Raw genomic sequence first — 15484 nt, forward strand, 5'->3', positions numbered from 1 at the left:
GTTGAACCGCCCGGCCAACGCCTACATAGCGCACGATACCCGTCATCAGCCGGCACTCGGGGAGCGCGGCGGAGCTGGGGTCTCGGCGGACCAGAAATCGGAGCGCACATTGGGGCGAGGGATTGGAACGCCCGCATAGTCGGGACCGTTCGGCTTGGCTGTGGGAGCGGCGACCTTGGACTTCTTCACGCACGGGGTGTTGACCTCGAAGTACGCCTGTCCCTTGTCGCCAATCGTCAGGTCGATCCCGAACCCGTCAGGTGTCTCGGCGAAGATGTCGGGATAGTCCGCGTCACTATTCACAGCAGTGATCACGTAGCCGCTCTTCTTCCAGAACCGCTCAATCACACCGAGGAAACTCCCACGCCGCTGCTCGGAAATGACCGTCATTACGGTCCGGCGGCGCGTCAGGTCGCAGCTGCCGGCCGTTGTGTCGTCGTGGGCCCACTGGACTTCCGGCACGATGGCATCAAGTGTCGCATCCAGCATGGAATCTGCACGCTCCGCCGCTTCTTGCATATCCATCGCCGTCGAGGCTCCTCTGTCCGTATCATTCAGAACTCCACATCCAGCGAGCAACGCACCAGCCAGAACAAGGGGCAGTGCCCTCTCCATCTTCCGCTTCACCGCCGCTCCGCCGTAAGAATTGATTCCGGCGCACCTGCAACGATCTTGGCAATGTTCCTTGCGGACACCGCATCCCTCTCTGGGCTGAAATAATTGGAGTGAGCGTCAAATCCGCCCAATTCAAGGATGGGGCGGGGTCCGTCGTCCACCTCGAAACGTCGGGCGCCAAAGGCCACGCTGGCTGGGTCCTTGCCAAAGTAGAGGTCATCGTCACCCTGGTCAGCGATATCGCCGGCGATATAACCGCCCAGTGGCCACGCAGCCACCAACCCAACGCCACTTTGTTGTCCTGAGGGGAGCTTGGTCACCGGATCGTTGTCGGCCGCTCCGACGAAGACGTGGTCCTTGCCGACGCCGAGGTCCTCTGCCCTGTCAACGCCAGTGCCGGGACTACCGAGCAGGATGATGTCGTCAGCTCCCGGAATGCCGCCGTCCTGCTGGGCAGCCGTACCGACCGCGAGCGATCCGTAAGAGTGGCCGATCGCTGTCAGGTGCGGGTCCTTGTGCTCGTTGGTGGCGCCCAGTCCGGCCATGAACTGGTTGTAGGCCGGGGCACCTTCCTCGGCGTTGCTCGTGCTTACGACCGTCGCGAAATTCGGAGCGTCGTAGCCGAGCCAGACAATCGCCGCACTGGACTCGTCGTACTTTTGTGCACCCTTCGCGGTGTCCAGACCCCGCTTCAAGGTGTCATCGACGAATTCCCCGTCCAGCTTGGTCCCCAGCCCCGGCACATACGCCGATACGTTCCGCGAGGTGTCCGGATTGCCGTACGCCACAATGGCGCGACCATTGCCCTCGTCCCCGATGCCCAGCAAGTACATCGGCACCTTGGAGGGCTCGTTCAGCTTCGCTTCGATGCCACGCAGTGCGGCCAGCTTGGTCTGGGCGTCGTCGCCGCCCTGGCTCTCCAGTTTGTCGATGAGCACCGGCAGGTGGTTCCGGTTCGCTTCGTCCCGTACCGCGGACGGAATTCCGTCGAGGCCGCCGACGAGGTCCGGGACAACCGTCACGTATTCCTGCCGCTGTTCGTCGGTCAGGCCGTCCCACCACTTCTTGCGCTCGGCGGGGGACTTGTCCTCCGGGATGCCGTCGCCCAGGTACCGGCCCGCGACTGTGCGTACCGCATCCGTGTCGCGGAAGACGTCTTCCAACGTCGCCCTGGTGACATCGAGTCCGCCGGCTGCCTTGAGCTTGCTCAGCGCCTGCGCGTACCGGCCGTCGATGTCGGCGGCGGACCGCACCGCCCGCGCGATCCGGTCCGCGATGGCCTGTGCCTTGGCCGCGTTCGGGTTGGGGTTGAAGCCGCCGCCGGGAAGACCGGGTTTCTCGGTCAGCGGTGGTGCCTCCAGGGGGAGCCGTGCGCTTCCCGGGGCCGTGCCGCCCGGCTCCTCCTTCTTCCCCAGCAGGGTCTCGCCGGCCGCGGCCGGGTAGCTGACCGAGCCATCCTCGTGAACGGTGAACTTCAGGTTCCGCGCGTCTTCCAGGGCTTGCCTCAGCTGCTGCTGAGGGCCCGCCAGTTCGGAGGCGAGGCCGTTCAGGGCCGTACGGATCAGTCCGGCCTCGGTGTGGACGTACTGGAAATTGCGGCTCAGCCGCTCCAGCCTTTTGAGGGCTGCCTCGGCAGCATCGCTCTTCTGGGTCTCGCGCAGCTTCGCCGTCATGGCCCTGTCGACCTTGCCACGGTCGGCATCGGCCCTGCCGGAGACCTCGTGCCAGCCGTCACCGGCGTCTTCGAACTCCGACCGTTTCAAGTCGCGCAGCCGCTGCCACGTCAGCGTCATTCCGGTCACGGGCGCTCACCCGCAATGGCCGTCTTCACGGCATTCAAGGAACTCTTCACCGCAGTCTCGGACTCGCCCATCTCCTTGGCGACCTTCAGCAGCGCACCCTCCAGGTAGTCGCACTCACCCCGCACCGCAGTCAGTCGCTTCTCCCACGACTCCATTACCGCGTTCAGTATCGCCACGGACGAGAGCCCCGCCGCGCCGGACGCGACACCCTCGTGCGCGGGGCGAAGGCGGCTGCGGCTCGTCTGTGTGCTGGTTCGGAGCCCGCCCGCAGCACCGGATGCGCTGGTCCACGGCCCACCGCTGTGCTTCAGCTTCCCCTCACCGCCCGTACCGCCCGGTGCAGCCGAGGCCAGCGACATGCGCGCCTCCGCCCGTCCGGCCGCCTCGGCCTTGAGCTGCTCCCACTCGTCCCATGGCATGGGCTGCGCCCCCCGTGTATCTCCCCAACGCGGATGCGCCGCGTCACCCGAGCGACGCTAGCGCACCGCCGCGCCTCGTACGCAACTGCGAAGAGGATCAGCCTCGGGATGAGCTTCCCGGCCGTAGCAGCCCAATCGCCGGGCACACAAGGGCGATTAGCCTCACCTCTCCTCTCGATGAATGAGTACGTGCATCAACGGCCTCTACCAGGGCAGCTCCCGCAGCTGCTGCACGCACAGCACGATGAACAGCAGGCCCGCCGCCACCAGCATCACGTTGCTCAGCATGCCGTTGCGCCATTCCGCCGGCGTACGGGAGGAGTTGAGCAGCCACACCAGCGTCAGCGCCAGGAACGGCATGAAGAACGCGCCGAGTACGCCGTACACCACGACCAGGCCGAACGGCTGGTCCAGCCACAGCAGCGCCATCGGCGGGAACGTCAGCCACAGCAGGTACGCCCGGAAGGGCAGCGAGCGCTCCTTCACTCCGGCCGCGACCTCCTCCACCGTGCCGACGTCGACCGGCGCGCCCTTGCGGTCGCGCTGGAGGCGCTCGACGAAGTCGGCGAACATCAGGCTCACGCCGTGCCACACCCCGATGAGGGACGAGAAGGACGTCGCGAAGAAGCCGACGAGGAAGAGCTTGGCGGTGACAGCGCCGTACCGGTCCTCCAGGATCTTGCCGAGGTCGATCAGGCCGCGGTCGCCCTTGGTGAGGGCGAGCTGGGAGGAGTGCAGCAGCTCGGCGCCGACGATCAGCATCGCGACGACGAAGATGCCGGTGGTGATGTACGCGACCCGGTTGTCGAGGCGCATCACCTTCATCCAGCCGGAGTTGGTCCAGCCCTTGGCGTTCACCCAGTAGCCGTACGCCGCCATGGTGATCGTGCCGCCGACGCCGCCGATCAGGCCGAGGGTGTAGAGGAGCGAGCCGTCGGGGAGGACCGGGACCAGGCCGGCGAAGGAGGCGCCGACGTCCGGGCCGACGCGGGCCGCGACGTACACGACGACCACGAACATCACGCCGACCAGCACCGTCATGACTTTCTCGAAGACGGCGTACTGGTTGAACCAGACGAAGGCCAGACCGATCAGGCCCGTGACGATCGCCCAGGTCTTGAGGCCCGGCCCGTCGGGGAAGAGCGCGACGATGGGCAGGGCGGAGGACGACATGGCCGTCGCGCCGTAGATGAAGCCCCAGATGACGACGTAGATCGCGAAGTAGACGGTGGTCCACTGGCCGAGGCTGCGCCAGCCCTCGAACAGGGTGCGGCCGGTGGCGAGGTGCCAACGGCCGGCGGCTTCGGCGAGGGAGATCTTGACGACGCAGCCGATGACGGCGGCCCACATGAGCGTGTAGCCGAACTTGCTGCCCGCGATCAGCGTCGCGACGAGGTCACCGGCTCCGACACCGGTCGCGGCGACGACGATGCCGGGGCCGATGTACTTCCAACTGGACTTGCGCGGCTGGGAGATGGCCTCTCCCGTGCCGCTCTCTGTCGTGCCTGTCATCTCCGGCGTCCTCCCGCTTGTCCCCGATGGTGATCCAGATCACCAAAGCGGGGCGGGGGGTGCTCGCGCAAGGGGTAACGCGAAGCCAGCCGTATGGCCGAACCTCACTCTTGACCAGTTCATGCCATGCGCCCACGATGTGCCCCAGCACTCCAGCACTCCAGCACCGCCGCACGACATGCGTCGCACACCCCCACACTCCCCACCCAGGAGACAGCATGCGACTTCGCATACGCGGAAGAGGGTCAGCCACCCTCGCGACCCTCGTGGCACTCGCCCTGGCGGCGCCACTCACCGCGAGCGCGACCACGAACGGGTCGGACAACGCCCCGGTCGCCGCAGCGGAAGAAGTGATCAGGCAGTACGAGATCCACGGTCCGGCCACCGCCGCCGCCCGTACCGCCGTCGCGGCCACCGGAGTCTCGGTGGACGAGGCCGACGACCACTCGGTCGTCGTCAGCGCCAACGCGGCGCAGCTGGGGCGGCTCAAGGCGCTCGGATACGCGCCGAAGGCGCTGCCGGGGCCGCCCGCCCGTACCAACGGCACGGCCGTCGAGCCGTTCGACTTCCCGCCCGCCGACTCGCGCTATCACAACTACGCCGAGATGAACGCGGAGATCAACCAGCGCCTCCAGCAGTACCCGAACCTCATGAGCAAGCGCGTCATCGGCAAGTCGTACCAGGGCCGCGATCTCATCGCCATCAAGATCAGCGACAACGTCGCGACCGACGAGAACGAGCCCGAGGTCCTCTTCACCCACCACCAGCACGCCCGCGAGCACCTGACCGTCGAGATGGCGCTCTACCTGCTGCGCGAGCTGGGCGCGGGCTACGGCTCGGACTCCCGGGTCACCAACATCCTGAACAACCGCGAGATCTGGATCGTGCCGGACCTCAACCCGGACGGTGGCGAGTACGACATCGCCTCCGGCTCGTACCGCAGCTGGCGCAAGAACCGGCAGCCCAACTCCGGTTCCTCGTACGTCGGTACGGACATGAACCGCAACTGGAACTACAAGTGGGGCTGCTGCGGCGGCTCTTCGGGATCGTTCAGTTCCGAGACGTACCGGGGCCGTGCCGCCGAGTCCGCCCCCGAGGTGAAGGTCGTCGCCGACTTCGTCCGCTCGCGGATCGTCGGCGGGAAGCAGCAGATCAAGGCCGGCATCGACTTCCACACGTACAGCGAGCTGGTGCTCTGGCCGTTCGGCTACACCAACGCGGACACGGCGCCCGGCATGACCCAGGACGACCGCGACGCCTTCGCCACCGTCGGACAGAAGATGGCCGCGAGCAACGGCTACACCCCGGAACAGTCGAGCGACCTCTACATCACGGACGGGTCGATCGACGACTATCTCTGGGGCAGCCAGAAGATCTTCGGCTACACCTTCGAGATGTACCCGCGCAGTTCCTCCGGCGGCGGCTTCTACCCACCCGACGAGGTGATCGAGCGCGAGACCAGCCGCAACCGGGACGCGGTGCTGCAACTGCTGGAGAACTCGGACTGTATGTACCGGTCCATTGGCAAGGAGCAGCAGTACTGCGGCGCCGGTAGCTGAGCCGCAGTCCCCCACGGGGCTGTTCCCCCACCCCGCAAACTGTCACTACGGCAAGGGGCGGGTAGGGGAACAGCTCCGCAGGATCGTCGCAGCCCTCGCCGTCACCCTCGGCGCAGTGGGCATCCACCACGCCCGCCAGGGCACCGGCCGCCTGTGGGCCGCCATCGCCGGCACCACCCTGGGCACCGTCGGACTCCTCATCGCCATCAACGTCATGTGGGCGCTCAGGTCCTAGTGGCCTCGGCCCGCGAGGTAGAAGCCCAGCACCGGGGCGAGTTCCGCGAACCACTCCTGGAGCTTCGCCTGGTTGCGGGCAGCGACCACGCCCTCGAAGAACCGTCCGTCGGGCAGCACCACGGCCACCATGAGGACCTCACCCCCGGGGCCGGCCTTGTAGTGCACGGTCTGGATGTCGCGCCAGGGGAAGTCCAGACTGGCGCCGTTGCATTCCAGCGACACGCCTTCGGCGTCGACCACGACAGCGTTACGCCGATCCGCAGCCAGAAAGTCGGGGCCGGCGGGCACCGGCACGGGCGCGGGCGCGGGGAAGGGCATGGGCGGCGCTTGCACAGGCGCGGGAGCGAAAGCTGGGGGCGGCGGGCCGAAGCCTTGCTGCGGCTGAGGGTGGTACTGCGGCTGCGGCTGCTGGGGGTCCACTGAGGTCGGCCTCCTCGGCTCTCGTTTTCCGGGGCCCAGTATCGCCGACAGGCGAGAAGGCGCCCCGGGACGGACGGGTCCCGGGACGCCCTCTGCACTCGTACCGTACGGCTAGATCACCAGGCTCAGGACCGCCGCGACCGCGAAGCCCGCGACCGAGAGGACCGACTCCAGGACCGTCCAGGACTTCAGCGTGTCCCGCTCGGAGATCCCGAAGCACTTCGCCGCGATCCAGAACCCGCCGTCGTTGACGTGCGAGGCGAAGATCGAACCGGCCGAGATGGCCATGACTACCCCTGTGCCCCATGCGCCAGAAGGGCCTCGAAGTACGCGTTTTGGAGCTCTCTCCCGCCGGTGAGCGGGAGACTCTCCCCTGGATCGCTCCGGGGAGTTCGACAGCACTCAGGTCTGCCTGACGACTGCCCTCCCGGCAGCCGAGGCGAGTGCGAAACCCGCCCGGTCGATGTTCCGGCCTGCGTTGTGGTCGGCATTGCCAGACCAGCCGCACCGCGAGTTCTTGCACACGAACTCCGCCTGCGACTCCCGATTACCAGGGGTGGCAATTTCGCACATGGAGCAACGCAGGGAGGTACCCGGCGCTGGCACATGAACCAGGAGCCCACCGCGATCGAGGACCTTGTAGGCCAGCAACTGGACGGTGCGCCCCCATGCCTCCCCTGCGATCTTGCGGTTAAGCCCGGATTTCTGAGCCACGTTGACGCCCGGCTCGGCAATGTTCCCCTTCGCGGACTTGAGCATGTTCGTGATGTCGAGCTGTTCCACTGACACCAGCGCGTAGGCGTCAGCGATGGCAGTGGTTGTCTTGTGCTGCCAGTCCAGTACCCGCCGCTTGGCTCTCGCGCGCAGGTCCTTGATCTGGTCGTACAGGGCGCACAGCCTCTTTGAGGTCCGCTCGCCTGCCTTGCGGTACCGCTTACGGTGTGCGGCCCGCTGCTCAGCCCGAAGCAGCCGGGCTTCTTCCTCATCATCCAGCCACGAGGCGTGGTCGTGGGTACTCCCGTCGGACAGCGCGAGCGGCACAGTGATCCCTCGGTCAATGCCGACGTGTGAATCGGTCCAGTCCCGTGGCTCTGCTGCCTGCACCAAGTGCTCGATGCGGAAGGCGATGTGCCAGCCGAGCGCGTCCTTGACCAAACGCGCCCCGGTGATCCGCCCCGCAGGGCTCCCCTTGGTCAACCCCGGCAGATCTTTCGTCCACCGGAACCGCACCCGCCCCACCTTCGGGATGCTCACCATCCCCCACCGGCGATGCACCCGCGCCACTTGCAGATCGCGCCCCTGTGGGATGTCCACTGCGAGCGGTGCCCGGGCGCGGGACTTGTAGATGGGTTGGTCGGCCCTGCCCTCCCAGCAGTTCACCCATGCTCTGTGATACGTCTTCAGCACAGCTTGGGCGGCTTGCGCCGGAAGCATGCCGAGCCAGTCGACATTAGCGCGTGCCCATCGGATCTCACCGTCCATGTACGCCAGGGGTGGCCGCCGGGATCTGCATGCCGTGAACAGCTCATGCAACAGGTTCCACAACGCCCGTGCCGCATGAGCCTGTTGGTCAAGTTGCGCTGCTTGGTCACACGTCAAGGCAAGCCGAGCACGGTACCCACGCCGTTGCCTCATCGTCTCGCCCATGTCAGCCTCCTGCGGCCATCACCTCGTTGATCAGATCAACGACACCGCCGGGGAAAGGTCACAGGTTCGATTCCCCTACCGGTCAACCGAGGACCGCCAGCGCATCGATCTCGATCAGAAGGCCCTTGGGTAGTCCGACGTAGACGGTCGTACGGGCGGCGGGCACCGCCTTCAGGCCCGAGAAGCACTCGTTGTAGATCGCGTTAATCTCGGCGAAGTGGTCGGTGTCGGTGAGGTAGACGCGCATCATCATCACGTCGTCCCAGCTCGCGCCGCCCTCCTCCAGGATCGCCTTGGACGTTGGCGAAGGTCTGGAGGGTCTGCTCGCGCAGGGTCGGGCCGGCGGGGGTCGGCGCCTGACCCTCGACCGCCGGCAGGAAGCCGACCTGGCCCGCGACCTGGAGGATGTTGCCCTTGCGCACCCCGTGGGAGAACTTGGCGGGCGGGGCGGTGTGGGTGGACGGGGTGATCGCGGTCTTCTCGACGCTGCTGCTCATGCGCTTGCTGCTTCCTTCGGGGGTGTATTTCCTGAGTACTCCCTGCTGATGGCGTCGGCGGTGCGGCGCACCAGCGGCAGGAGGGTGAGGAGCTCCTCGGCGGTCACGACGACGTTCGGCGCGGACACCGACATGGCGGCGACGACCCGGCCGTCCGCACCGCGGATGGGGGCCCCGATGCAGTTGATGGACTCCTCGTGGCCGCCGAGGTCGGTGGCCCAGCCCTGTTCGCGTACGAGCGCCAGTTCCTTGAGGAAGGCTGCGGCGTTCGGCGTCGAACGGGACGTGTAGGTGGGGTAGTCGAGCTTTTCCGCGATGGTGCGGCGCTCGGCTTCGGGGAGGTCGGCGAGCAGCAGTTTCGCGACGGCGGCGACGGTGATCGCGACGGGCTTGCCGATGCGCGAGTACATGCGTACCGGGTAGCGGCTCTCGACCTTGTCGATGTAGAGGACCTCGTTCTCCTCGTACACCGCGAGGTGCACGGTGTGCCCGCACTCGTGGTTGAGGGCGGCGAGGTGCGGGTGCGCGATCTCGCGTACGTCGAGGTTCTCGACGGCCTCCTGGGCGAGCGCGAAGAGGCGCGCCCCGAGGCGGTAGCGCTGGTCCTGCTGCCGGTAGACGAGGCCGTGCTCGTGGAGGGTACGCAGGAGACGCAGCGCGGTGGACTTGTGCACGCCGAGGCGTTCGGCGACCTGGCCGAGGTCGGCGGGTCCCTGGGCGAGCAGCGGCAGGATGCTCAGCGCGCGGTCGACGGTCTGGCTCATGGCGTACGTACCTCCTGGTCGGCGGCGCCCTTCGGCTGCGTTACGTCGGTCCAGCCGGGGCCGAGACGAAGTGTCCCCCAGGCGTCCGCGTCCAGGGCGGCGAGGCGGTCGGCGTGGGCGCGGGGCGGCGGCGTACCGAGGTCGCCGGGGACGGTGAGGGCGGCGGCGGCCATGAGGTGACCGTGCCGGATCCGTTCGCGTACGGGCAGACCGCGCAGGGTCGCGGAGAGGAACCCGGCGGCGAAGGCGTCCCCGGCGCCGACGGGGGCGACGACGTCGACGCGGAGGGCGGGGACGGTGGTGACGGTGTCGGTTGCTGTCGGTTCCCGGGTGAAGGCTGTCGCGCCTGCCGCGCCCTGCTTGACGACCAGGACGTCCGGCTCGGGCAGGGCCCGGCGGATCTCGGCCGCGCCCCGCACACCCCAGGCCGCCTGCGCCTCGTCCTCGCCGACGAAGACCAGGTCCGCGCCGCGCGCGAGGTCGAGCAGGACGCGGGGGCCTTCGGCCTCGTGCCACAGGTGCGCGCGGTGGTTGACGTCGAAGGAGACCAGGGGGCGGCCGGGGCGGCGCGCGGTGAGCGTACGCATCAGGGCCAGGCAGTCGGCGGACAGCGCGGCCGTGATCCCGGACAGGTGCAGTACACGGCCGGCGGCCAGCTCGTCGAGCGGCATGTTCCTGTGGGACATCGCGGAGGCCGCCGACCCGGCGCGGTAGTAGACGACCTCGAAGCCGTCGGCGTCGCGGTCGGTGGCCGTACGGAAGTAGATGCCGGTGGGGCGGTGCGGGTCGCGCTGGACGGCGGAGGTGTCGACGCCGTACGCGGCGACGGCCTCGACGAGGTGGTCCCCGAAACCGTCGGCGCCGACCCTGCCGACCCACCGCGCGCGGTGCCCGGCGGCGGCGAGGGCGCAGGCGACGTTGGACTCGGCGCCGCCGATGCCGCGGCCGAAGGAGGGTACGTCGGCGAGGCGGCCGGGCCGGGAGGGCAGGAACGTCACCATGGACTCACCGAGGCAGACCACATCCACCACTGCTGCTGCTTCGTCCGGGGGCGCGGTCACGATCGGGCTCCTCACCACTGACTCACACTGACTCACCATTGACCCTGCATCGGCTCGGATGTTAGACAGCGTTCAGCGATATGCGCAATGCACGTTGCATATGCTGCAACAGGATTTAAGAGGAGGCTCCCATGGCCGCAGGCAACCCGGTCGGACGACTCGCGGCACTCGCGGCACTCGCGGACGAGCGCGTGGACCACCGCTTCAAGGCGCTCCCGCCGGACGCCGAAGGCCTGACGGTCGGCGAGCTCGCGGCCGAGCGCCGCAATCTCTTCACGGGCGGGTTCACCACCCCCGTGCTCGCGCTCTCCGCCGAGTCGGTGGAGCACAACCTCACGCTCCTGGAGACGTACGCCGAGCGCCACGGCCTCGCGTTCGCCCCGCACGGCAAGACGTCCATGTCGCCCCAGCTCTTCGCACGCCAGCTTGAGCGCGGGGCATGGGGCATCACCGCCGCCATGCCGCACCAGGCGCGCGTGTACCGGGCGCACGGCATCCAGCGGATCTTCCTCGCCAACGAGGTCGTCGACGCGGCCGCACTGCGCTGGCTGGCCGCCGAACTGGACGCCGACCCTCACTTCCGCTTCATCTGTTACGTCGACTCGGTACGCGGCGTAGAGCTGATGGACGAGGCCCTTCGGGGGGTCTCGCGCCCGCTGGACGTGGTCGTCGAGCTCGGCGCGGGCGAGGGGGCCCGTACCGGCGCCCGGACGGCCGCCGACTGCGCGGCCGTCGCGGACGCGGTGGCGGCCACGGGCGGGACACTGCGGCTGGTCGGCGTGGCCGGGTACGAGGGCGAAGTCCCGCAGGCGGACGGCGACAAGGTCCGCGCGTGGCTGCGCGAACTGGTTTCCCTGGCCGAGGACTTCGACGGGGCGGGCCGGTTCTCCGACTCGTCGGAGGTCGTGATCAGCGCGGGTGGCAGCGCGTGGTTCGACGCGGTGGCGGAGGTGTTCGCGGAGATCCCCGAGCTTTCGCTGCCGGTGCTCAAACTGCTGCGGTCCGGTGCGTACGTCTCGCACGACGACGGCCACTACCGCCACCTCACCCCGTTCAACCGGGTCCCGGACGAGGGCACGCTCCAGCCCGCGTTCCGCCTCTGGACGCAGGTCGTCTCCCGGCCCAGCCCGGAGCAGGCCTTCCTCAACGCGGGCAAGCGGGATGCGGCGTACGACCTCGACCTGCCGGTGGCGCAGGCGGTACGGGACGCCGGGACGGGCGAGTTCCGCCCGGCGGCCGGTATCACGGTCACCGGGCTGTCGGACCAGCACGGCTGGGTACGTACTGGCCCGGAGGCGGACCTGGAGGTGGGTGACTGGCTCGGGCTTGGGCTGTCCCATCCGTGCACGTCGTTCGACAAGTGGCAGCTGATCCCTCTGGTCGAGGCGGACGGCACGGTGACGGACTACATCCGGACGTTCTTCTGACCCCCTGACTTTCTGCGGCTCCGCCGCGTGAGGGGCGCTGCCCCAGACCCCGCTCTTCAAGCGCCGGAGGGGCTGAGAGGTACCGCGTGGCGCGAGGGTGCCGCGTGGCGCGAAAGGTGCCGGACCGCGGGAAAGGTGCCGCGCGTGGCAGATCCAGTTCAGCGCACTCCAGCCCGTCCGGCGTTTGAGGACACGCCCGCAGGGCGTCCCGGGGGCTGGGGCTTGCCCCAGTTCGGGAAGGGGCGGGGTGGGGAAAGGCCCCGCGCAGCGGCCCACCAGACCCCCACCCGCCACCAGCCCCCACCGCCACCAGCCATCAGCCACTCAGAGAGGCGAACAGCCATGGACCTCGTCATTCGTGACGTACGCGTCATCGACGGCACCGGCGGTGCCTCCTACCAAGCCGACGTCGGCCTCGACCAGGGCCGCATCACCGAGATCCACCGCGAAGGCGACGCCGGCCCGCGCCCCGGCGCCCCCCGCACGCTGCAAGCGACCGGCCTCGCCCTCTCCCCCGGCTTCATCGACATGCACGCGCACAGCGACCTCGCGCTGCTCCGCGACCCGGACCACTCCGCGAAGGCCGCGCAGGGCGTGACCCTCGAAGTCCTCGGCCAGGACGGATTGTCGTACGCCCCGGTCGACGACCGCACGCTCGCCGAGGTGCGGAGGGCGATCACGGGCTGGAACGGCGGTGCGCCCGGGGACACGACCATCGACTTCGACTGGCGGACCGTGGGCGAGTACCTCGACCGGCTCGACCGCCAGGGCATCGCCGTCAACGCCGCGTATCTCGTCCCGCAAGGCACGGTCCGCATGTACGCGACCGGCTGGGACGACCGCCCCGCCACCCCCGCCGAGCTCACCCGCATGAAGCAGCTCGTCGCCGAGGGCATGGAGCAGGGCGCCGTCGGCATGTCGTCGGGGCTGACCTACACCCCCGGCATGTACGCCGACGACGCCGAACTCACCGAACTGTGCCGCGTGGTGGCGCGGTACGACGGCTACTACTGCCCCCACCACCGCTCGTACGGCGCCGGCGCCCTCGCGGCGTACGAGGAGATGGTGACCCTCACCCGCAACGCCGGCTGCGCGCTCCACCTCGCCCACGCCACCATGAACTTCGGTGTGAACAAGGGCAAGGCGCCCGACCTCCTGAGCCTCCTCGACAAGGCACTCGACGGCGGCGCCGACATCTCCCTCGACACCTACCCCTACACCCCCGGCTGCACGACACTCGTCGCGATGCTGCCCAGCTGGGCGAGCGAGGGCGGCCCCGAGGCGATCCTCGCCCGCCTCCGGGACGACGAGATCGCCGAGGAGATCCGTCACCACCTCGAAGTCATCGGTGCGGACGGCTGCCACGGAGTCCCCATCGAGTGGGACACGATCGAAATCTCAGGGGTCAGTGACCCCGGCCTGGCGAGCTTCGTGGGCAAGACGATCGCCGAGTCCGCCGCGCAGCGCGCCGAGGCTCCCTGGGTCACCGCCCGCCGCCTGCTGATCAACGACAGCCTCGGCTCGACGATCCTCCAGCACGTCGGCCACGAGGGGAACGTCCGCGCGATCATGCGCCACCGCGTCCACACCGGTGGCAGCGACGGCATCCTCCAGGGCTGCAAGCCGCATCCGCGCGCGTACGGCACCTTCCCCCACTACCTGGGCCACTACGCCCGCGACCTGGGCGTCCTCGCCCTGGAGGAGTGCGTCGCGCACCTCACGTCGCGCCCGGCGGCCCGGCTGCGCCTCCCCGACCGGGGTCTCGTACGGGAGGGCTACCGCGCCGACCTCGTCCTCTTCGACCCCGACACGGTCGCGGCGGGCTCCACCTTCGAGTCGCCGCGCACGCTCCCGACCGGCATCCCGCACGTGCTCATCGACGGCAAGTTCGTGATCGAGGACGGAAAGCGGACGGACGTCCTCGCGGGCCGGTCGGTACGGCGTACGGCCTGAGCAGACAGTCCGGACCAGCTATCGCGCCGACGTGGTCGTCTTGGACACGTCGCTCGACACGTCGTTCGCCCCGGCGTTCCCGTACCTCCTCATCGACGGCAGGCTGAGTGCCGGGGAAGGGCGGCGTACGGACGTGCTCGCGGGCTGCCTGCGCAGCAGCACCGCTCCCAGCACGCACACGGTGGCCGCGATGGCGAAGCCGTACGCAGGGGTGCTGCCCGTCGGGTGGGTCTCGTAGACCAGGGCGGCGGACAGCACCGTGACGATGCGGCCGAGCCTGCCGTCCCAGGCGGTGGCGGAGATCGCCGTCAAGCCCCAGAGCAGGTACCACGGCTGGACCATGGGCGAGAGCGCGACCAGGGCCAGCAGGGCCACGCCCAGGGCGTGGACCGGGTGCAGGGGCGCCGCGCCGCGCCACGGGCGCACACTGCGGAAGGTCGCCAGCGCGGCGTAACCGATCACGGCGAGCGCCAGCGCCAGGCCGAGCATCTGGAACGCGCTCTTGACCGGGTCCGGGTCCCAGCCGAACAGCAGGCGGGTCAGCTCGCCGATGCCCAGGCCGATGTCGCTGGAGGCGGACAGGGCGGTGTGGATGGTCCCGGCGACGCCCTGTGTCCGCAGCCATCCGAAACCGGTGCCGCTGAGCAGGGTGGTGACGACGGCGACCGCCCCCGCCACCAGGCCGGGCACGGCGAACGCCTTGACGACGCGCCACGGGAGCGGGCCGGAGGTCCGGCGTACGACAAGCGCGCCGATGAAGAGCAGGGCTACGGCAGCCGGTGATTTGACCATCATCGCGAGTGCGACGAGCGCGCTGCCGAGCACCCAGCGGCCGTGCAGCGCGCACACCACGCCCGCCAGCATGAGGGCGATCATCAGGCCGTCGTTGTGCATGCCGCCCACGACATGGATCAGCAGCAGCGGGTTGAGGGCTCCCAGCCAGAGCGCGCCGGTCTCATTGGCGCCGCGGGCGCGGGCGATGCGCAGTGCCGCCCAGACGATCAGGGCGAGTGCGGCCAGGGCGACGATCCGCATCCCGAAGACGGCGGGGACGATCTGACCGCCGGTGGCCAGCACGACCCACTTCGCCAGGACGAGGAATACGGGCCCGTACGGGGCCGGGGTGTCGGTCCAGTGCGCGCCGCTGCTCGCCGCGGCGTCGGCGCCGAGTTCGTCCGGGCCGAGCACCGAAGGGCCGGACGTATAGACGTCGTGGCCTTCGACGACCATCGCGCCCTGGGCTATGTAGCTGTAGACGTCGGCGCTGTGGAGCGGCGGGGCCACGACGAGCGGCGCCGCCCACCAGAGCAGCGTGACGACGGTTTCACGCACCCCGCCCGCCGCTCCCCGGCCGACGAGACGCCCGTACCGCCACCAGGACACCACCAGCAGCGTCAGGCCCAGGTAGGCCAGGACGGCGGCCGCCACGGTCGTCGCGGACCCGTGCGGGACCCAGATGCCCCACGGGTCGCGCGCCGGCAGCCGCCCGGCGGCGATGCCGCCCACGGCCACCCCGGCCGACCCGATGGCACCCAGCCGGCGGTACCCGACAGCACTCAGCGTCCCCATGA

At 69.2% G+C, this 15484-nt stretch carries 12 protein-coding genes and 2 pseudogenes; 3 read left to right on the plus strand and 11 right to left on the minus strand.

Annotated elements, in window-relative coordinates; translation table 11 throughout:
- Positions 1–45 precede the first annotated feature (45 nt).
- The 4 genes from J7E89_RS07505 to J7E89_RS07520 all read right to left on the minus strand — a co-directional run bounded on the left by J7E89_RS07505 (position 46) and on the right by J7E89_RS07520 (position 4348).
- Complete coding sequence (locus J7E89_RS07505; protein WP_251060218.1) at positions 46–525, minus strand: hypothetical protein; 480 nt, start codon at positions 523–525, stop codon at positions 46–48.
- A gap of 98 nt (positions 526–623) precedes the next feature.
- Complete coding sequence (locus tag J7E89_RS07510) at positions 624–2408, minus strand: alpha/beta hydrolase (RefSeq protein ID WP_251060251.1); 1785 nt, start codon at positions 2406–2408, stop codon at positions 624–626.
- 5 nt (positions 2409–2413) lie between these two features.
- Complete coding sequence (locus J7E89_RS07515; protein WP_214969857.1) at positions 2414–2836, minus strand: hypothetical protein; 423 nt, start codon at positions 2834–2836, stop codon at positions 2414–2416.
- A 204-nt stretch (positions 2837–3040) separates the two neighbouring features.
- The gene (locus J7E89_RS07520; protein WP_214969860.1) at positions 3041–4348 is read right to left on the minus strand and encodes an Nramp family divalent metal transporter; all 1308 of its coding nucleotides are present in this window, start codon (positions 4346–4348) and stop codon (positions 3041–3043) included.
- A 218-nt stretch (positions 4349–4566) separates the two neighbouring features.
- On the opposite strand from J7E89_RS07520, the gene J7E89_RS07525 reads away from it, so the two are divergent.
- On the plus strand, positions 4567–5907 hold the full coding sequence (locus J7E89_RS07525) for a M14 family metallopeptidase (RefSeq protein ID WP_214969863.1): 1341 nt from the start codon (positions 4567–4569) through the stop codon (positions 5905–5907).
- A gap of 231 nt (positions 5908–6138) precedes the next feature.
- Here the strand turns inward: J7E89_RS07525 and J7E89_RS07530 are convergent, their stop codons facing one another.
- The 6 genes and pseudogenes from J7E89_RS07530 to J7E89_RS07555 form a co-directional block, all read right to left on the minus strand.
- Positions 6139–6462, minus strand: coding sequence for a hypothetical protein (locus J7E89_RS07530; RefSeq protein WP_251060219.1), 324 nt, complete (start codon positions 6460–6462; stop codon positions 6139–6141).
- Between the two features lie 213 nt (positions 6463–6675).
- A pseudogene (locus J7E89_RS07535) lies at positions 6676–6858 on the minus strand (GntP family permease); the annotation flags it as partial.
- Positions 6859–6966: 108 nt separating this feature from the next.
- Positions 6967–8199: an RNA-guided endonuclease TnpB family protein gene (locus J7E89_RS07540; protein ID WP_214970207.1), complete on the minus strand. Its 1233-nt coding sequence runs from the start codon at positions 8197–8199 to the stop codon at positions 6967–6969.
- Positions 8200–8293: 94 nt separating this feature from the next.
- Positions 8294–8708 (minus strand): annotated as a pseudogene (locus tag J7E89_RS07545) (RidA family protein).
- A complete protein-coding gene (locus J7E89_RS07550; RefSeq protein WP_214969866.1) occupies positions 8705–9472 on the minus strand; it encodes an IclR family transcriptional regulator in 768 nt (255 codons plus the stop codon). The pseudogene J7E89_RS07545 and the gene J7E89_RS07550 overlap by 4 nt, the downstream one beginning before the upstream one ends.
- Positions 9469–10572 (minus strand): sugar kinase, encoded by a 1104-nt coding sequence (locus J7E89_RS07555; RefSeq protein ID WP_214969869.1) that lies wholly within the window; start codon positions 10570–10572, stop codon positions 9469–9471. The genes J7E89_RS07550 and J7E89_RS07555 overlap by 4 nt, the downstream gene beginning before the upstream one ends.
- Before the next feature lie 92 nt (positions 10573–10664).
- On the opposite strand from J7E89_RS07555, the gene J7E89_RS07560 reads away from it, so the two are divergent.
- Both J7E89_RS07560 and J7E89_RS07565 read left to right on the plus strand, forming a co-directional pair.
- Positions 10665–11960 carry an amino acid deaminase gene (locus J7E89_RS07560; RefSeq protein WP_214969871.1) on the plus strand — a complete coding sequence of 432 codons (1296 nt, stop codon included), beginning with the start codon at positions 10665–10667 and terminating at the stop codon, positions 11958–11960.
- Positions 11961–12302: 342 nt separating this feature from the next.
- A complete protein-coding gene (locus J7E89_RS07565) occupies positions 12303–13913 on the plus strand; it encodes an amidohydrolase family protein (protein ID WP_214969874.1) in 1611 nt (536 codons plus the stop codon).
- An 18-nt stretch (positions 13914–13931) separates the two neighbouring features.
- Here the strand turns inward: J7E89_RS07565 and mptB are convergent, their stop codons facing one another.
- Complete coding sequence (gene mptB, locus J7E89_RS07570; RefSeq protein ID WP_214969877.1) at positions 13932–15482, minus strand: polyprenol phosphomannose-dependent alpha 1,6 mannosyltransferase MptB; 1551 nt, start codon at positions 15480–15482, stop codon at positions 13932–13934.
- Positions 15483–15484: the final 2 nt, after the last annotated feature.

The organism is Streptomyces sp. ISL-100 (assembly GCF_018614615.1).
Classification (GTDB): Bacteria; Actinomycetota; Actinomycetes; order Streptomycetales; family Streptomycetaceae; genus Streptomyces.